This window comes from Marinobacterium nitratireducens (assembly GCF_014645375.1).
Classification (GTDB): Bacteria; Pseudomonadota; Gammaproteobacteria; order Pseudomonadales; family Balneatricaceae; genus Marinobacterium_A; species Marinobacterium_A nitratireducens.
Map to the genome: position 1 here is coordinate 282583 of NZ_BMLT01000007.1, position 19200 is coordinate 301782.

Here is a 19200-nt window from a genome sequence, read left to right on the forward strand (position 1 = left end):
TCCTATTCCAGGCTTATTTGAATTTTGACATCCCCGGGTGCGCCTTGACTGGCATGATCGAATGCGGCAATCGAGTCGTTGAAAGGGTATATTTTGGATATCAACGGTTTGATATTCAATTTCCCGGAGCCCAGCAATGCCAGCGCCCGGGGAAACTGATTGGCATAGCGAAAAACCGATTCTATGCGAATTTCCTTGGCCTGCATCGAAACGATATCGAGTGTCACCGGTTTTGGCGGCATACCTACCATTACGACACAGCCGCCGGGGCAGGCCAGATCAAAAAGGTTGTCGTAGGCTTTGGGGCTGCCGGAGGCTTCGAAGACAATCTGCGCGCCCCAGCCGTCGGTAAGACGACCGACCGTCTTCGCGAGATTTTCGGTGGCAATGTTGACGGGGATGATACTGTCAACCAGATGGCCCGCAATATCGAGCTTTTCCTGCACCAGGTCAGCGATAATGACGCGACTGCAACCGCCTGCCAGCGCAGACGCTGCGGTCAAAATCCCGATCGTGCCGGCGCCGACGACGACCGCCACATCGCCGGGACGGATTCGGGCCTTGTCGGCCGCCTGCATACCGGTCGCCAGCGGCTCGATCATGGCGCCCTCGGCAAGACTGACAGTGTCCGGCAGCTTGAACGTGAAGCTGGCTGGATGCACCACTTCAGGCGTGAGACAACCGTGGATCGGCGGCGTCGCCCAGAAGCGGACTGAAGGATCCAGGTTGTAGTGGCCTTCCAGGGATGCCCGGGACTGCAGGTCGGGTATACCCGGCTCCATGCAAACGCGATCTCCCGGTTGCAGGTGCGTGACATTTTCCCCCACCGCCACCACGACACCGGAAGCTTCGTGCCCCAGTACCATCGGCTCCCGCACAACGAAGGGACCGATCACTCCGTGCTTGTAATAATGGACATCGCTGCCGCAGACACCGACGTTTCGGATCGCAATACGCACATCGTCTTTACCCATTGATTGCTCGATGGGGATATCTCGAATCGATAGTCTACCGACCTCTTCCAGCACAAGAGCTTGCATGACAACACCCTGTTATTTTCGTTTATGAATGCGTGATGATTTTTTTGAGTTAAAAAATCAGTTTGGCTGAAGTTCAGACCCCATGGGGTTTTCAATATCTATTACAGCAATTCGATACGCAAATAACCAATACTACACAGACAAACTTCTATACTTTTTTCCAGGACATTCCGGAACACAAATTTTTCCGTCCAACAGGCTGGCAGCACCAATGGCTGCGTATTGTATTGGAAGAGCCTGAGTATCAGGACGCTTTCAAATCGTGAATATACGATTTCCGGTATTCGCTCGGCGTCATCCCCTTTATCTCCAGAAAACGGCGATTGAAGTTCGCCACATTGTTGTAGCCAACGGAAAAACAGATATCGGTAATGGGCATTTCGTTTCTAACCAGCAGCTCACAAGCCTTGCTCACACGCAACTGATTCACGAAGTCGATGAAGCGATGCCCGGCGGCCCGTTTGAAGCGTTTTGAAAACTGGGTGGCACTCATACCCATTTCTGTTGCAACCTCATCCAGCGACAGTTCGCGGGAATAGTGCATCAGGATGAAATCCACGGCTTGCGTCAGCCAGTCCAGGTGCTGCTTGTTGATGTTCTCCTCGACGTTGGAGTTTGACAGCATGCGGTAGTTAGAGGAACTGGCGAGCAGTTCCAGCAGTTGAAGGAAACAGACCAGGCGTTTCATGCCGTGGGAACTGGCGATCTGATCGAACAGCCGGGCCGCCTGACCGATGGTCTCCTCACCCAGGAACTCGATGCCCCGACGCGATCGTTGCAACATCGACTCGATCGCCTGGACTTCCGGTATGGCAGACTGCAGACCCTGAACAAATTCGCTCGAGAAATGCACCACCTGATCCCGCAGCGCAATCGTTTCCCCCGCGGCCAGTTCGCTAATCCAGTTATGGGGCAGATCCGGCCCAATCAGGACCAGGTTGCCGGGCGCAAAATTGCCGATGTAATCGCCAACGAACATCTTGCCGCGGGTCGCCCTGACTAGCCGCAACTCGTACTGCCGGTGGTGATGCCACCGGATCAGATCGCTGGGCACGCCATGCTGGATGTAGTGGATGGACTCACCCTGCGGCTGAGTGACCCATTCGTAATCCGGCGCCAATGTTTTTTTATTATCGTTCATGGCTAGACTGGTTTCGGTGTCTTGGTTGGTGCCTGCGGAGTGGATCGCGATGGGCAGGCGCACTCACTGTTCTGTCTTACGCTGCCGCTCTATCGAACGGCACCTTGTCATTGAAGGCTATTGGGAATCGATTTGCCAATACTCAAAGGGCACTTATCTATACTATTCTGCCAAACCACCCATAGAGACTCTGAGCGTCACACTCCTAACGAATGCTTGGAGCTACCTATTTTCAGTTATGTCGCTCGTAAAATCGGCCTGTTCGCATCCTAACGCCGTCAACTCGTGCGACAAAATAGTATGGTGATTCTGCTGCATCCTCAGCGCTTCAGGGACACGTCTTCTCCCGGCCCCGATCGTTTGCGCAAGACCTCATTGCAGTGCCGAGCCTTGTCCAGACCGTTGATCCAGTGCGACAGCATCGAGGGCCGCCTAAGGAAATGGGATGGACTCCCCCTCTATCGGCATCTATGTGCCAGATTGGAAGTTGACTCGACCAATCGAAAAGAAGGAGTCCTTCATGAAAAGTATGTGTACCAGCCTGGGTTTGGCAAAGAACGTCTTCGAGGTCTTCGCCGTTGACCATCAGGAGCAGCGTCTGTTTCGTAAAACCCTCAAACGCAACACGGTGTTGGCGTTCTTTGCTCAGTTGGAGCCGTGCGTGGTCGTTTATAGAGAGTTGTGGCGGAGCCCACTACTGGGCTCGGGAGCTGCGCAAGCTAGGACACGAGGTACGGATGATGGCACCCCAGTTCGTTACGCCGTACCGCAAGAGCGACAAGAACGACAAGAACGACAAGAACGATCGCAACGATGCCGACAGCCAATCTCTTGCAATACCGGGGGAGTCCATACAACCTGTGATTAAGTACTTATTTCCGCTGCTGTTATTCCCGGTCACGCCCGGGCTACTTGGACGACACAGCTATCGATCTTGCGGCCGCCGAAACCAATTTCGTCGTCGAAGTACTCGGTTACCCCATCAGAGGGCTGAAAGCGCGTAACTCTTCGACCAGTGCAGCTGCAGCGCGCGGATATGGTGATACTATTGGGCTGTACCGCCCTGGACGGCTAATTACGAGACTTTGGATCCAGTCACATGCGCATTCTGGTAGTTGAAGACGACAAGGTGCTTGGCGAAGCCATTATCCAGCGTATTCGTCGCATCGGTCACGGGGTGGACCTCGCCCAGACCGGGGCGGCCGCACAGCAATTCATCGGCATGTACGACTACGACTTGCTGATTCTCGACCTGAACCTGCCGGACATGACCGGGGACGCGGTTCTCGGCAGTCTGCGCAAACGGCAGATTAATAAGCCCGTCATGATCCTGACCGCACGCGACCAGGTCGAAGATCGGATTGCGCTGCTGGATCTCGGCGCCGATGACTACATGACAAAGCCGTTCGATTTCGGCGAGTTGCTGGCCCGCTGCCGGGCACTGCTCCGGCGCAGCCAGGGACAGGCCCACGACAGGATAGAGTACGGAAATGTCTGCCTGGATCGAAAGGCGTGCACAGTAACGATCCGGGGCGAGTCCGTCAGCTTAAAACAGCGGGAGTACCGGCTGCTCGAGGTCTTCATGGGCCATACCGGCCAGGTGCTCAGCAAAGAGGCGCTGATGGAGCATATCTACGGTATCGACGAGTTCCCGAGCCCCAACGTGATCGAAATCTACGTGGCGCGGCTGAGAAAAGCGCTGGGTGACAGCAATCTGCATATCCGCACCATCCGAGGCCTAGGCTACCTGCTGGAAAAAGACGGTGACCCGGGCTAATCCTTCGATTCGCCGTCAGCTGTTGTGGATGACGCTGCTGGTGCTGATTGTTATCAACGGCTTCGTGGCCTGGTCGGCCAACCTTTACGCCAACCGCGCCGCCCGCCTGTCCTATGACCGGCTGTTGCTGGGATCGGTGCTGCAAATCGCCGAAAACATCAACAGTCTGGATGGCAATATTGTCATCGACCTACCACGCTCGGCGTTCGAAACGCTGGCGATGGCGCCGTCCGACAGGGCTTTCTATTCGATCATCGGGCCGGACCAGCACGTGCTGAGCGGCTACACCGATCTGCCGGACATTCCGTTTGACGATCTGGATCAGGTCCGGGACCAGGGCGGACAGATCACGCCTTTCTTCTACAACGGGGTTTACCGCGGCGAAGAGGTTCGCTTCTTGGGCGTGAACAAGCAGCTAATCGACTCGAACAGTTCTAGCGATATCTATATCGTCGTCGGCCAGACCCTCAGTGCCCGCCAAGAACTGGCCAAGGAAACCAACTGGTTCGTGCTGCGCTTCGTCATGCTGTTTTTCGCGGTCACGCTGCTACTGCTGATGTTCGGCATCTGGCGGGTGTTGCGGCCACTGCAGCGGCTACGAAAAGCCATCGACGAGCGCTCCGCGCTGGAGCTGAAGCCGCTGATCTTGCCGGTGCCGAAGGAGATCACCCCGCTGGTCAACGCTATCAACCGTTCGAATACCCAGCTCAACAGCACCCTAGAGCGGCTTAAACGATTCACCTCGGAAGCGGCGCACCAGATCCGCACCCCGCTGGCCGGGTTGAGTTCCCAGGCGCAAAATGCGCTGGACGAGAAAGATGAAACCCAGCGGCAGCAACAGCTTTCGCATATCGTCGAGTGCAGCAACCTGCTGCGTGAAACCGTCAATCAACTGCTGAACCAAGCCACCTTGGCCCACCGTTTCCAGAGCCAGCCCCTGAAGAGCATCTCGCTGGATCGCCTGACCAAGGAGGTCTGCCGAGACTTGGTGGTCTGGGCACTGCAAAAGGGTGTCGAGATCGAATACAGCGGCAAGGTCGAAGTCGAGATTGACGGCGACGATTTCGCGCTCAAGCAGATGATCCGCAACATTATCGAAAATGCCGTCAATTACAGCAGCCGGCAGTCCGTCGTCGAGGTGTCGCTGCACGTCGAGCACGGGAAATCCCGGGATGAAGTCGTGCTGCGCGTTAAAGACCAGGGCATTGGCGTCAGTGATGAAGAGAAACAGCATATTTTCGAACGCTTTTACCGCAGCCCCAACAGCCAACAACCGGGCACCGGTATCGGACTTGCGATTGCCAAGGAGGTGGCCGAGCACCACCATGCCAGCTTCCGGCTCAGGGACAACACGCCCCGGGGCCTGATCGTAGAAGTGGTCTTTCCGCCCGTTGAAGTAACAGCGTCATGAAGCGCCTGCCGGTTTTTTTTCTCGCCATCCTGACGGCGATTGTGATTGGCACCGCTGTCGGTGCCGGATCGCTTCTCGCCGATAAGGTGCTCGATAAGGCCGTCGACAACAGCACCGGATCTGAGCTGGTGATCTATGGCGCCGTGGACAGGGAAACAATCAAGTCGGTTTTCAGCGCTTTTCTGGAGCGCCACCCTCAGATAGCGCTCAAGTACCGAGAGTTCAACAGCCTCGACCTCTACCAGTATTTTCTCGAGCATCCGGACGAGCGCCCAGACCTGATGTTGAGCTCGGCCATGGACCTGCAGTTCAAGCTGGTGAACGACGGTTATGCGCAGCGTTACAGCTCCGAGCACACCGATCGCCTGCCCACACGCTCGAAGTGGCGCGATGAGCTGTTCGGCTACGCGGTCGAGCCGATCGTCATCGCCATCAACACCGATCTGCTGGCGGGCGCCCCACTACCGCAAAGCCGCGAACAGCTGCTGGCGCTGATCCGCAATAAGGACCACCTGCTGGACGAGAAAATCGGCCTGCCGGATATCAAGTCCACTGGGATCGGCTACCTGACCTGGTCGTACGACAGCCAGCTGTCTCGCACCTACGAACGGCTGCTGGAAGCCTTCGGCATCCACCATTCCCGTCTGTACTCCGATACCCGATCGATGCTGCGCGCGCTGACCCGAGGCGAGATCTTCATCGCCTACAATGCGCTGGGGTCCTATACCCAGGCGTGGTCGCAGGAACACCCCTGGATCGTGCCGGTACTGCCGACCGACTACACCACCATCGTGCTCAGAACCGCCTTCATCCCGAAGGCGTCCCGCAACCCTGCCGAGGCCAAAACCTTTCTCGACTTCTTGCTCTCCGACATCGGCCAGCAGTTACTCACCGAACACTCCAGCCTGATCCCCGTCAGCGGCGGCCCCGGCAACGACAGCGGTTCCCCAACCCTGTTCGGCGCATCTCACAGCCTGCTGAGACCGATACCGCTGGGGCTCGAGCTGCTGCTGCAGACCGATACCGCGAAACGGCAGCTTCTGTTCGACGAGTGGGACAGCGCCATGCCCCATCTGAGCAAATAACGTCACCTACCCACCTTAACCCGGCTCCGATGCAGTAATCGCCCCCCGTGACAGGTTGGTGAAAGGTTCGCGCCCTATACTCGCTGCCAACAGTCAGAGACGAACGCTCGACTGATAACAATAAGCAACAGCGGGAGATAACAATGTACAAACGTCTATTCTGTATCACCGCCCTGACCGCCTCGATGCTCGCCGGCCCCGCTACCGCGGCCGAACGCGTTTCGATCGGGACCGGCGGCACCGGCGGCCTATTCTATGTCATCGGTGCCGGCATTTCCGATGTGATCAACAAGCATCTGGCCGATACCACCGCCCGGGCGGAGGTCACGGGCGCATCGGTGGAAAATAATCATCGCGTCGCCTCGGGACAGATGACGCTGGGCCTTTCCTCCTCGTCCACACTCTACGAGGCCAAACACGGCGAGGGTCCGTTCAACGTCAGCGGCGCCCTGGACGTGGCAGCGATCGCATATCTGTATCCGGCCGTGCTGCAGGTCGCGACAATCGACGGCGAGGGCATCAGCACCTTCGAAGACCTGAAGGGCAAGCGCGTCAGCATGGGTCCTCCGGGCAGCAACGCCGCGGTCCTAGCGACCCGCCTGCTAGAAGAGTACGGCATTTTCGGCGATATCACGCCTCGCTTCCTTTCCTACACCGAAGGCGTACAGGCGCTGGTCAGCGGCCAGGTAGACGCGACCGTGGTACTGGCAGGCGCGCCCACCGCAGCACTGATCGACCTGGATTCCCAGAAAGACATGAAGCTACTGTCGGCGGACCCCGCGAGACTTGCGGGCATTACCGAAAAATATCCGTTCTATCAGTCCTACACGCTGCCGGCGGGCACCTACCCCGATATCACCGAGCCTGTCACCCTGATCAACGATCCGGCGATCCTGTTCACCAGCGGCAAGGAAGACCAGACCCAGATCTACAACATCACCAAGTCCGTCTTCGATCACCTGGACGAGCTTGGCGCAGTCCATCCCCAGGCCGCCAAGATCTCCTTAGAAACCGCTACCTCAACCCCCGTGCCCCTTCACCCCGGTGCTGAAAAATACTTCAACGAAGTAAAAGGCCAATAGGAGTCGGTATGAAGCAGACTACTTTGAAGAGTCTGCTTCTTGCGTCCCCGCATGCGGGACCCAGGGAGCAGCTGGTCGTTTCGGGTATTTATACCGTCGCCGCCGTCGTGATTGCCGGGCTGGTACTCTACGGTGCCTACTATGGCGGCATAACCGCGCTGATCCTGAGATCGGTGTTCTTTTCGCTGGTGTCGGGCGCGGCACTGGCCTACTTCGCCATCCGGCAGCGACACCGCGTTGCAAAAGCCGCCCTCTACTGTCTGTCGATTATCGCGCTCGTGCCGGGTCCCTATATCTGGAACGCCTATATCGACATCGTCATGCGTGGCGCCATGTCGATTCCGCAGGACGTCTGGATCTTCGTCGCGCTGATGCTGGTCGCGTTCGTCTTCGTCTGGATCGCCGTCGGCCGGGCCCTGATCGTGCTGATGACGCTGGCGCTGCTGTACGCCTACTTCGGCTACCTGATCCCGGGCGCATACGGCCATGGCGGCTACGATTTTTCCCGCCTGACCTCGACGCTGCTGCTGTCGACCGAAGGGGTCTACGGAACACCGATGGGCGTCGCCGTATCCTACATCTTCCTGTTCGGCCTGTTTGGTGCACTGCTCACCAAAATCGGCACCGGCGAAGTCTTCGTCGACATCGCGCGGGGCCTGACCGGCCGCGTTCAGGGTGGACCGGGCCTCTCCGCCGCCCTCTCCAGCGCGCTGCTGGGCTCGTTGAACGGCAGCGCCGTGGCCAACGTGGTGACGACCGGTACCTTCACCATCCCGCTGATGAAGAAAGTCGGCTATAGCGCCAAGCTGGCAGGTGCGATCGAGGCGGCTGCGTCGTCGGCCGGCCAGATCATGCCGCCGGTGATGGGCGCCGCCGCCTTTCTGATGGCGGAAATCATCGGCATTCCCTATGCAGAGGTCGCGCTTGCAGCGCTGGTGCCGGCACTGCTTTACGTGCTGGCGCTGATGGTGTCGGTGCGTCTCGAAGCCGGCAAGCTGGGCCTCGAACGCGATACCGACGCTGGCCTGATATTGCTGGTCTCGACATTGCGCGAGCGGGGCTATCTGCTGCTCCCCCTCGTCGTGCTGATTGGCCTGATGATGGCGGGCAAATCGCCCACCCAGGCAGCAGTGGTAGGTATCCTTGCGGGACTGCTGGTCAGCCCCTGGAAGCCAGGCACCCGAATAAACCTGGTCGACATGGTCGCGTCCTGCACCGAAACCCTCACCGCGACCATGCCGATTGTCGCGGCCGTGGCCTCTGCCGGCGTGATCATCGGCGTGCTGAACCTGACTGGCATGGGCCTGATGGTCTCCAGCCTGATTATCGAACTTGGCGGCGGCAACCTCTGGGCCATCCTGCTGCTGACCGCACTGGCCTCGTTCATCCTGGGCATGGGCCTGCCGACTTCCGCAGCCTATCTGCTACTGGCGGTACTGGTGGCACCGGCGATGACGCAGTTGGGCATGGAGCCGATCTCGGCCCATATGTTCATCTTCTACTTCGGCCTGGTGTCGGCGATCACGCCGCCGGTCGCGCTCGCGGCCTACGCAGCGGCGACGATTTCCGGCGCCCGCCCGAACGAGACCGCGTTCGAGTCGATGCGGCTCGGCTTCGTGAAGCTGCTGGTGCCGTTCCTGTTCGTCACCATGCCCGGCATCCTGCTGATCGGCAGCGCCCTGAACGTCGTCCTGGCGATCACGCTGGCGACGTTGGCGACCGTTTCGATGAGCATCGGCTTTTCGGGCTGGCTGCGGGAAAACCTCTCGCCTCTGGTCCGATCGCTGTTCGTAATTGCGGCGGTGCTGATCGCCTGGCCGGAAACGGTATCCAACACCTCGGCGCTGGTGCTGGGCGCCCGCGGCCTGGGGCTGCTGATGCTGATCACGCTCTGCTTCCGGATATTCAGTGCGCGAAACCTGTTGGTTAGTCCGAAGTTATTGTAACTGCCGGCTTGAGCGCTTAACTCTGTAGTTCCCCTGCAGCCCGAGTCGTCCAGATGGACTGACTCGGGCGGCCTTATGCGCCAAAAAAGCCCCCGGTTGGCGTCATGCTCTTTAGAGCGGCTATCTGCGACGAAATCTCCTGCCACGCGCGAATCAGTCGACCCTGAAAACAGGGATCAAACGGCGTAAATGAGCACATCTGCACTTGGCGGGAAGAATGTTCGATGCAGGATTAGGATTCTAGGTTTGCCGGCGCAGATGAGTTGACCGGACAATCAACTCCCCCGGCGCCAAGAATCGCCGCTCTGACTGCTCCTCCGTAGCAGTTAGGCGCCGAATCGCTTCCGGGACCAGCACTTCGAGCGGCTGGCGGTACGTTGTGAGGCCGTAACCTGGCGAGTCCGCTTCTTCGATATCGTCAAACCCTATAATGGCAATACTCCCCTCTTCCCCCCGCGCCTTCAGCGCATCCATCGCCCCTATGGCGAGAATGTCGTTTTCGCAGAACAGGGCCTCGACCCGGTCGCTTGCGGGCGTCGTGTCAAGATAACGGCGCATCGCGTCAAAGCCGCAGTCGCGCCGATAGTGACCCGCTTCGAGTATCGGCGCGACCTCGAGTTCCTGATCGGACAGGCCATCCCGAAACCCGTCCAGCCGCTTGAGCTGGGTCGACTCGCTGGCGGGACCGCGCATATAGGTAACGCGGCGGTAGCCCTGCTCCAGAAAAAGGTCCGCGATTTCCTGCCCGGCGCGATAACCGTCGGTCGAGACGACCTGAATATTGGGATCGTCGCAGTTGCGGTACAGTACGATCAGCGGTATGTGCCGGATATCCTGCGCCAATTCGATCAACTCGCCGGTCAGGATGGTGCCCAAAAAGATCAGACCGTCGACCTGAAACTGGTCGGCCAGCGATAACGCTGAACTGATGCTGTGCTCGGCGCTGATGTTCAGCAGCATCGACATATAGCCGCGACGCTGCAACTGACGCGTGATCTCGTCGAGCACCAGGAACAGATTCGGGTTAGCCAACTCGTCGACCACCAGGCCGACCATCTGGGTCCGCCGCTTGGTCAGGCTGCGCGCCAGCAGGTTCGGCTTGTAGCCCAGTTCATTAGCAGCCTCGAGCACGCGTTCCCTGGCCCGGGGCGAGATCGAGGCACCCTCGGTGAAAGCCCGCGAGACCGTCCATTTCGATACTCCAGCACGCTCGGCGACGTCGCTGGCGGTCACCTTGCGGTCCACCGAACCGGAATGATTTTTTGCCATTTTCAAAAATACCGTTGACAGAGTTCACCTCGTCGGCCTATTGTATTTGCAACCGGGTGCAATAACACCTGTTTTTTTTAAAACAGCTTTTGCACCCGGTTGCAAATCTCGATTCAGAGGTCGGGGTTTGCTGACTCCTGATTGTATTCGGGTTGATACCCGGCCCGGGGGAGCGCCTCCCGGGCCTTTTTCAAAACCCTGATTGCAACCGGTTGCAAAAAAAGATTCCGGCACGCCTGACGCCAAAACACCAGGCACAAAAATTTAAACCTGAATAACCACAACAAAGGGGTATTGAGATGCTGAACGGCGAAAAGAAAATCGCGCGCCCGCTGCGCTGGGGCATGGTTGGCGGCGGCCGCACCGGTCAGGTGGGCTACAAGCACCGCACCGGCGCCCTGCGGGACGGTACCTATCAGCTGGTGGCCGGTGCTTTCGACCTTGATGCCGCGCGCGGCCGCGATTTCGGCACCAATCTCGGTGTCGCCGAGGATCGCTGCTATGCAACCTATCAGGACCTCATCGCCGGCGAGACCGCGCGTGAAGATGGTGTCGAAGTGGTGTCGATTGCAACGCCCAACTTCACCCACTTCGAGATCACCAAGGCCTGCCTGCAGGCCGGCCTGCACGTGATCTGCGAAAAGCCGCTATTCTTCACCGTCGCCGAATGTGAAGAGGTGGCGAAACTGGCCGAGGACAAGGGCCTGATCGTCGGCGTGACCTACGGCTTCACAGGTCACCCGCTGGTGCACCAGATGGCGGCGATGGTCAAGAAGGGTCTACTCGGCGACATCCGCATCGTCGACATGCAATACACCCATGGCTTCAACTCCGGCGACGATGTGAATGCCGGCGAAGCCGTGAAATGGCGGACCAACCCCGAAACGGCCGGACCGACCTTCGTGCTGGGCGATATCGGCACACACCTCTATTACCTCTCCGAGGTGGTACTGCCGCACATGAAGATCGAAAAGCTGCTGTGCGACCGCAAGGCCTTCATTCCGACCCGCGCGCCGCTTGAAGACCACGCCACCGTGCTGACCCACTACGATAACGGCGCCCGCGGCCGTCTCTGGGTGTCGTCGGTGAATGCCGGCAACATGGGCTCCCAGCGCTACCGTTTCGTCGGCTCCAAGGCCTCCGTCGAGTGGTCCGATGCCCAACCCGACCAGCTGATCTACGAAGTGCAGGGCGAACCGAACCGAATTCTGCACCACGGCATGCCCTACCTAGAGGAGGAAAGCCTGGCGGTCGACCGCATGGGAGCGTTGCACACCGAAGGTCTCGGTGACAGTTGGGCCAACATCTATCTGTGGATCGCCCAGGCCATCGACGCCCGGATGCGTGGCGACGACGCCTTCCTGAAAACCCACCATTACCCGGGTATCGAGGCCGGTACCGAAGGCGTGCGCTGGCTCGAGAACTGTGTCCGCTCGGCCGACGCAGACGCGGCATGGGTCGATTACCAGTAACAACTCCTGACGAATAAGGAAGCCAAAACAATGAAACTTTCCATCTGCACCGACGTGATGGGCAATCTCTCCTTCACCGAGATGCTCGACAAATGCGTCGCCCTTGGCGTCGAAGGGATCGAGATGACCGGCGGCGGCTGGTCCTCCGGCCCGCACTTTCGCGCAGACGAACTGCTGGCCGACAAGGCTCAGCTGAAGAAAAAGCTGAACGAAATCGAAGCTCGCGGCCTCGAGATCGCGGCGCTGAACTGCTCGGCCAACCCGCTCGATCCGGGCGAGATGGGCAAACGCCACCGCAGGGAGATGGAAGACACCATCCGTCTTGCCGGCGAAATCGGCGTCAAGAAGATCGTCACCATGTCCGGCCTGCCGGAAGCCGCGCCCGGCGACATGGTGCCCAACTGGCTCGTCTATACCAAGAGCTGGCCCAACGAAATGCCCGAGCGTGACCGCTACCAGTGGGAGGATCGCGCCTTCCCGCTGTGGCACGACCTGGTGAAACTCGCCAAGGATGTCGGCGTTGAGAAATACGCGCTGGAAAACTTCTCGGCTATGCTGGTCTGGAACCCCGAGACCCTGTTTCGCCTGCGCGACGAGGTCGGACCTACGGTTGGCATGAACCTGGACCCATCCCACCTGATGTGGATGGGCGCCGAGCCGATCGCCTCGGCACGCGCGCTGGGCGATGCGATCCACCACGTCCACGGCAAAGATACCCGTATCGAACGCGGCCTGGCCGACGTCAACGGCCTGCTCGAACTGAAGGACGTCACCGACGTTGCCAACCGCAGCTGGAACTACGTCGCGGTGGGCGCCGGACGCGATCTGCAGTGGTGGAAGGAGTTCTTCTCCATCGTCCGCATGCAGGGTTACAACGACTGGGTCAGCCTCGAAATGGAAGACTTCACCATGTCGACCGAGGCCGGCATCCAGTCGTCGATCGACGCACTGCAGCAGACCATCAGCCGGTAAAAAAGCGACAAGCGACAAACCCGTCGGTGCTAGGTACCGGTGCCGGCGGGCCCCGAAAGGTTGTACGAAAATGCACTCAAGTACCGTCAGGTACTCCATCAGGAGAAAAATAAGATGAAAAAATTCGCCATTGCCGCCATCAGCGCTTGCCTGATGACAGGCCCCGTTTCGGCCGCAGACATCAATATCGGCGTCGCGATGTCCACCTTCGATGATAATTTCCTGACCGTGCTTCGGACAGGCATGGAGAAATATGCAGATGAAACCGGCGTTTCCCTGCAGATCGAAGATGGCAAAAACGAGGTCGGCACCCAGCTCAACCAGATTCAAAACTTCATCGCGTCCGGCGTCGATGTCATCATCGTCAACCCGGTGGATACCGATGCCACCGTCTCGATGAGCGACGACGCCGAGGCTGCCGGAATCCCGCTGGTCTACGTCAATCGCCAGCCGATCAATGTCGACATGCTGCCAGACAACCAGGCGTTTATCGCATCGAACGAGGTCGACTCCGGCACACTGCAGACCAAGGAAGTCTGTCGGATACTCGGCGGCAAAGGCAAGATTCTGGTGCTGATGGGCGCCCTGACCGACCAGGCCGGCATCCAGCGCACCAAGGATATCCATGACGTCATCAAAACGCCGGAGTGCTCCGGTATGGAAGTCGTCGCGGAGGAAAGCGGTGAGTGGCAGCGGACCCAGGGTAATAACATCATGACCAATTGGCTGTCCTCCGGACTCGAATTCGATGCCGTGATCGCCAACAACGACGAGATGGCGATCGGTGCCATTCAGGCGATGAAAGCCGTCGGCACCGATATGAGCAAGGTCGTGGTTGCCGGCATCGATGCCACTCAGGACGCGCTGCAGGCGATGAAGGCGGGCGACCTCGACGTCACCGTGTTCCAGGATGCGGCAGGTCAGGGACGTGGTGCCATCGACGCCGCCGTAAAGCTGGTCAAGGGGGACGACGTAGACCAGAAAGTCTGGGTGCCCTTCAAGTTGGTGACGCCCGACAACATGGATGAGTACATCAAACTCAACTGACGTCCGCCAGAGTGCCGACACAGACGCAACCCGAAGCCTATAGCGGGTTGCGTCACCAATATCAGCAGGATCGGGGAAATCGCATATGCACGCTAACCCGGATGCCGTCCGCTGGGGCATCATCGGTACCGCCAGTATCGCCCGCGCCAAGATCATCCCGGCGCTCCAGGCCAGCCCCTGGTGCGAAATCCGGGCTGTCGGATCACGCAGTCAGGACTCTGCCGAGGCCTTTGCGCGTGAATTCGACATCCCAAGGGCCTACGGCTCCTACGAAGCGGTGCTGGAGGACCCCGAGGTGGAGGCCGTCTATATTCCGCTGCCGAACCACCTGCATATCGATATCGCCCTGGCTGCAGCAGCCCGCGGCAAGCACGTGCTTTGCGAAAAGCCCGTGGCCCTGACCGCGGGTGAAGCCGAGCGACTGCGCGATATCCCGGATGGCATCCTGGTCGCCGAAGCCTTTATGGTCCGCTATCACCCCCAGTGGGAAGCACTGCGTGCGCGGCTGCGCAGTGGTGAGCATGGCGCCGTCTGTGCAGTTCAGGTGGTATTGTCCTGCACGCTGAGCAATCCCGGAGACTTCCGTTTCAACCCCGACTTCGGTGGCGGCGCGCTCTACGACGTCGGCAGTTACGCGGCTATGACAGCGCGCTTTATCTTCGAAAGCGAGCCGGAACGTGTGTTCTGTGCCATGGAGCACGATCCTGCAAACGGTACCGATTATCTCTGCAGCGCCATTCTGGATTTCGGCCGTGGACGCCACGCCTGCTTCACGGTCGGACTGAAAATGGCGGCCGCTCAGAGGGTCCAGGTAATCTGCGAACAATCGATGCTGGAGCTACCGGCCCCGTACATTGCTACTGCTGGCGCACCCGCTGAGATCCTCATCGACAGCTGTACCGGACTCGAAAACTCCGCACCGAAACGTAATGCGATGCCGGGTGCTGAGCAATACGAGCGCGAAGTCACGCACTTTGCCCAGGCTGTGCGCGGCCGACAGCCACTTCCCTTTGGAGCTAAAGATGCCATTCGTCAGATGCGCGTCATCGATGCTCTTTTCGCTTCGGCAATCAGCGGCACCTGGGAGATGGTTCGGTCCGCCTAGTGTACTGAGTCTAACGGCTCTGTTGCAAAAACTGGCAACGGTTTAAAGGCGGGCCGAGTCGCGCTGATCAAGCCGCCCATTTCTTGATGGCGTTCTTATGATATTCGAGCGTTTCCGTCAGCATGTCCGGCCCGATGCCAAACGGAACGCGCTCGATAAGACGTACTTCCCCCATGCCCCCCGGCTGGACTTGAAAGGCAGCCGCTTGTCGCTTTTTTAGCGCTCGCATGACCTCAAAACCCTTGATCGTCGCATAGGCGGTTTTCATGGATTTGAAGCCGAGCGTCGGCTTGATCAGCCGTTTGAGCTTTCCATGGTCGACCTCGATGACATGGTTGAGATATTTGACCTGCCTGTGCACGGTCTTCGGCGGACCCGTCCGGACGCATCCCGGGTCAGTGCATAGCGATTTGATCACGAACCGGCATCCAGTCCGGATAAATAGCGACCGGCTGACCGCTTTCCAGTGACAGCTGTGCGGCTTCCGCCAGGCGCTGGGCTTCCAACCCCTCCTCGATGCCCGCAAGCGGCTTGGTGCCATTGCGGAGCATCCCGATGAACGCCGCCATCTCGAGTCTATAGGCTTCGGCAAAACGCTCGATGAAATAGTTTTCGGGCGGTGCCGCGGTGAAGCCCTTGGCGTCGGCCACGGTCACGCTATGCTGCGGGCTGTTGCCGACGCTGAGCACCTCCCGGCTGCAAACCGCCTCGAGACGCTGGTCGTAACCGAAAGCTGCTCGGCGACAGTTGTTCATCTGAACGAAACGACCCGATACCGACTTCAGCGTGATCATCGCGGTATCGATATCACCGGCTTCGCCAATCGCCGGATCGATCAGACAACCGCCCACCGCGTAGACGGTGGCGATTTCCTCCCCGAGCAGAAAGCGCGCCATGTCGAAGTCGTGTATAGCCTGATCACGGAACAGGCCACCGGAACGCTTCACGTACTCGACCGGCGGCGGCGACGGATCCCGCGTCGTCATGATGATCTGCTCCAAATTGCCGGATGCTCCCTGGGCGATGCGCTCGCGCACCAGGCGGAAATTGGGATCGTAGCGGCGCTGGAACCCCAGCATGCAGGGAATCCCGCTTTCCCGGATCATCGACGCAACGCGCACCACCTGCGCGAACTCCAGGCTCACCGGCTTTTCACAGAAGACCGCCTTGCCCGCCCGCGCTGCCTGCAGCAGCAGGTCGGTATGGGTGTCAGTGCTGCTGGCGACGATAACGCCGTCGACATCCGGATCGGAGAACACCGTCCCGGCATCGACAATGGCGGCACCGCTGTGCAGGGCGATCGCGCGACGTGCTTCCGACTCTATCGGATCGACCAGGTACTTGACTGCCACGCCAGGCTGGGCAGCAGCGTTTCGCGCGTGCACCGCACCGATACGCCCGGTGCCGAAGACCGCCAGTGTCAATTGCTTGTGGTTCATTCGCTTTCCCCCACTTTCACCCAGCGACGCTCGCGCTGCGACCGCCCAACAGCATCGACCACCTCTGCCGTATGCACCGCATCGCGGAACCGGGGCCAGAGCGGCCGCTCACCGCAGATCCCTTCCACCAGATCACGCATCTCCACCATGATCATGTCGTTGTAGCCGAATCCGTGACCGGTACCGATACAGAAATGTCCGTAGTCAGGATGCTCGGGGCCGATCAAGATGGTCCTGAACCCCTGCAGATGGGGCGGATCGTCGGCGCGGTAGTACTTGAGCTCGGCCAGGCGCTCCTGGTCGAACAGGAGCGTGCCGCGGGTGCCGACGATTTCGTAGGTCAGGCCCATTTTGCGTCCCGCCGCAATGCGGCTGGCTTCGATCGAGCCCATCACACCGCTCTCGAACCTGAGCAGGAACTGGGTCTGATCGTCGTTTTCCACCGCCTCGAGCACGCCTGCGGTATTGGGACGCTGCGCATGAATGATCTGGCTCTCGCCGATGACCTCCGCCACTGGTCCGCACAGGAAGTGCGCGGCATTGATGATATGGGACGCGAGATCCCCTAGCGCCCCCGCCTCGCTGGCAAACGCCTTCCTCAAACGCCAGCTCATCGGCAGACCGGGATCCATCAGGAAATCTTCGTTGTGGGTACCGCGAAAATGCACGATCTCGCCGATCTCGCCGGCTTCGATCAGTTGCCGGGCTAGCGCCGTAGCCGGATTCTTGATGTAGTTGTAACCCACCAAGGTACAGACGCCTGCTCTGTCAGCCGCATCGGCCATCTCGGCGCACTCGGCACTGGACAACGCCAGCGGCTTTTCGCAGATCACGTGCTTGCCAGCAGCGATAGCGGCCAGCGCCATTTCCCGGTGCATGTAGGTCGGCGAACAGATTGCCACCACGTCAATCGCAGGGTCTTCGACCAGTTCGCGCCAGTTACCGGTGGAGCGGCGAAATCCTAATTCCCGAGCCTGCTCCGCGGCGCGCCCTGCACTGGTCGTCGCCAGCATGTCGCAGATGGGCTCGGCCGGCAGCCGGAACACCGTCGGCAGGGCCCGCAGTGCAATAGCGTATGCCTTACCCATATAGCCGCTGCCGATCACGCCGAAGTTGAGTTGTCGTGCCATGTTCACTCCTCGTTGTTCTTGTACCGGGTGTCAGGCCACGCCGACCCAGCCATCGCGTTCGAGGGATCGCTCGATGGCATCGATGATGCGCTCATTCTGGAGGCCGAAGGCGAAATCCGGGAAACAATCCGCAGCGCCGCTAATGCCCATCACCAGGTCGTGGACCTCGATCACCTTGATGTCGAAATAACCAAGTCCGCCGCCGCCGAAGTCGAAACCGAAGAACGCCGAATACTGCGGTACCTGGGACCCGGCATAAAGCGTCTTGAATCCGCGATCACGCTTGGCGTCGGTAAAACGAAACAGCTGCAACTCGTTGAAGCGCTCGCCGTCATTGATGATCGTGCCCTCGGTACCGGTAATCTCCCAACTGATACCGAAGATCTTGCCGGCGGCAACGCGGGACGATTCGATCACGCCACCGGCACCGGAGCCGAAGCGCACCAGGCACTGCAGTTGATCCTCGTTTTCGACCTCGCGGTATTCGGCGCTCGCGGTGTCAACCTTGCTGCCGTATCCGGACCCGCTACTGGGTACCGGACGCTTCGGGAACAGGGTCTGGGCATTGGCGCACACCCGGTCGAAGTCCCCCATCAGAAACTGCGCCACGCTGATGACGTGTGAACCGAGATCGCCGAGGGAGCCGGAACCCGCCTTCTGGCGGGAGCAGCGCCACGACCAGGGCAGATCCGGATCGCAGAAAAATCCCTGATCGAAAGTACCGCGGAAGCGGATCGGTTCGCCGATTTCGCCACGCTCGATCAGCTGTCGGGCGAGCATGGCCGCCGGCGTCTTGATGTTGTTGAACGCAACGAAGGTCTTGACCCCCTTCGCCTGCGCCGCCGCGGTCATTGTTTCGGCCTCCTCCAATGACACCGCCAGCGGCTTCTCACAGTAGACGTGCTTGCCGGCACCGATCGCGGCCATAGCCATCTCGAAGTGCAGGCTGTTGGGTGTGGTGATATCGACCACGTCGACTTCGGGGTCCTCGATCAGGGCACGCCAGTCACCGTAGGCGCGGGCCGCACCGAAACGGGCTGCGGCCTTTTCGGCCAGCGCCTGACCGGCATCCGCGACGGCGTGCAGCACCGGGGTCGCTGGCAGGTTGGTATATAACATGGCGGCCCGGCGGTAGGCATCGGCGTGAGCCTGTCCCATGAAACCGGAGCCAATCAGGCCGATTTTTATTGTCGCGTCTGTCATCGAGGGTTTCCTGTCGGTTGTCAGCGATATCGCAGGCGACAGCGGCGCCGATTAAATGACGCTACTGCCGGAGCGGTTGGT

General features: G+C 59.6%; 15 protein-coding genes and 2 pseudogenes. 10 read left to right on the forward strand and 7 right to left on the reverse strand.

All coding sequences use genetic code 11. The features are described from left to right. Positions 1-2: 2 nt before the first annotated feature. Positions 3-1040: an NAD(P)-dependent alcohol dehydrogenase gene (locus IEX85_RS15310; RefSeq protein WP_188861474.1), complete on the reverse strand. Its 1038-nt coding sequence runs from the start codon at positions 1038-1040 to the stop codon at positions 3-5. Between the two features lie 244 nt (positions 1041-1284). Then, positions 1285-2244, reverse strand: a complete 960-nt coding sequence (locus tag IEX85_RS15315) for an AraC family transcriptional regulator (protein ID WP_229721954.1) — start codon at positions 2242-2244, stop codon at positions 1285-1287. Between the two features lie 457 nt (positions 2245-2701). Between IEX85_RS15315 and IEX85_RS24035 the strand changes: the two are divergent. The 6 genes and pseudogenes from IEX85_RS24035 to IEX85_RS15340 form a co-directional block, all read left to right on the forward strand. Beyond that, positions 2702-2978: pseudogene (locus tag IEX85_RS24035) on the forward strand (IS110 family transposase); the annotation flags it as partial. 302 nt (positions 2979-3280) lie between these two features. Then, a complete protein-coding gene (locus IEX85_RS15320) occupies positions 3281-3958 on the forward strand; it encodes a response regulator transcription factor (protein WP_188861475.1) in 678 nt (225 codons plus the stop codon). Continuing rightward, positions 3945-5369 (forward strand): sensor histidine kinase, encoded by a 1425-nt coding sequence (locus IEX85_RS15325; protein ID WP_229721955.1) that lies wholly within the window; start codon positions 3945-3947, stop codon positions 5367-5369. Before IEX85_RS15320 ends, IEX85_RS15325 begins: the two co-directional genes overlap by 14 nt. Further along, the gene (locus IEX85_RS15330; RefSeq protein WP_188861476.1) at positions 5366-6454 is read left to right on the forward strand and encodes an ABC transporter substrate-binding protein; all 1089 of its coding nucleotides are present in this window, start codon (positions 5366-5368) and stop codon (positions 6452-6454) included. The genes IEX85_RS15325 and IEX85_RS15330 overlap by 4 nt, the downstream gene beginning before the upstream one ends. A 143-nt stretch (positions 6455-6597) precedes the next feature. After that, positions 6598-7536, forward strand: coding sequence for a TAXI family TRAP transporter solute-binding subunit (locus IEX85_RS15335; RefSeq protein ID WP_188861477.1), 939 nt, complete (start codon positions 6598-6600; stop codon positions 7534-7536). 8 nt (positions 7537-7544) lie between these two features. After that, a complete protein-coding gene (locus IEX85_RS15340) occupies positions 7545-9482 on the forward strand; it encodes a TRAP transporter permease (protein WP_188861478.1) in 1938 nt (645 codons plus the stop codon). Positions 9483-9722: 240 nt separating this feature from the next. On the opposite strand, the gene IEX85_RS15345 is transcribed toward IEX85_RS15340, so the two are convergent. Continuing rightward, entirely contained in the window at positions 9723-10751 is a 1029-nt protein-coding gene (locus IEX85_RS15345; RefSeq protein ID WP_188861479.1) for a LacI family DNA-binding transcriptional regulator, read from the reverse strand. Positions 10752-11050: 299 nt separating this feature from the next. Here IEX85_RS15345 and IEX85_RS15350 point away from each other — a divergent pair, with 299 nt between their 5' ends. The 4 genes from IEX85_RS15350 (at position 11051) to IEX85_RS15365 (ending at position 15347) form a co-directional block, all read left to right on the forward strand. Next, the gene (locus IEX85_RS15350; protein WP_188861480.1) at positions 11051-12223 is read left to right on the forward strand and encodes a Gfo/Idh/MocA family protein; all 1173 of its coding nucleotides are present in this window, start codon (positions 11051-11053) and stop codon (positions 12221-12223) included. 30 nt (positions 12224-12253) lie between these two features. Next, entirely contained in the window at positions 12254-13195 is a 942-nt protein-coding gene (locus IEX85_RS15355; RefSeq protein ID WP_188861481.1) for a sugar phosphate isomerase/epimerase family protein, read from the forward strand. 114 nt (positions 13196-13309) lie between these two features. Continuing rightward, positions 13310-14242: a sugar ABC transporter substrate-binding protein gene (locus IEX85_RS15360; protein ID WP_188861482.1), complete on the forward strand. Its 933-nt coding sequence runs from the start codon at positions 13310-13312 to the stop codon at positions 14240-14242. Between the two features lie 85 nt (positions 14243-14327). Then, a complete protein-coding gene (locus IEX85_RS15365) occupies positions 14328-15347 on the forward strand; it encodes a Gfo/Idh/MocA family protein (RefSeq protein ID WP_188861483.1) in 1020 nt (339 codons plus the stop codon). A gap of 67 nt (positions 15348-15414) precedes the next feature. Here IEX85_RS15365 and IEX85_RS15370 read toward each other — a convergent pair. From IEX85_RS15370 to IEX85_RS15385, 4 genes and pseudogenes are all read right to left on the reverse strand, one after another. Beyond that, a pseudogene (locus IEX85_RS15370) lies at positions 15415-15720 on the reverse strand (DDE-type integrase/transposase/recombinase); the annotation flags it as partial. Positions 15721-15742: 22 nt separating this feature from the next. After that, positions 15743-16786, reverse strand: a complete 1044-nt coding sequence (gene iolG / locus IEX85_RS15375; protein WP_188861484.1) for an inositol 2-dehydrogenase — start codon at positions 16784-16786, stop codon at positions 15743-15745. Beyond that, complete coding sequence (locus IEX85_RS15380; RefSeq protein ID WP_188861485.1) at positions 16783-17916, reverse strand: Gfo/Idh/MocA family protein; 1134 nt, start codon at positions 17914-17916, stop codon at positions 16783-16785. The genes iolG and IEX85_RS15380 overlap by 4 nt, the downstream gene beginning before the upstream one ends. A gap of 30 nt (positions 17917-17946) precedes the next feature. After that, complete coding sequence (locus IEX85_RS15385) at positions 17947-19119, reverse strand: Gfo/Idh/MocA family protein (protein WP_188861486.1); 1173 nt, start codon at positions 19117-19119, stop codon at positions 17947-17949. Positions 19120-19200 lie beyond the last annotated feature (81 nt).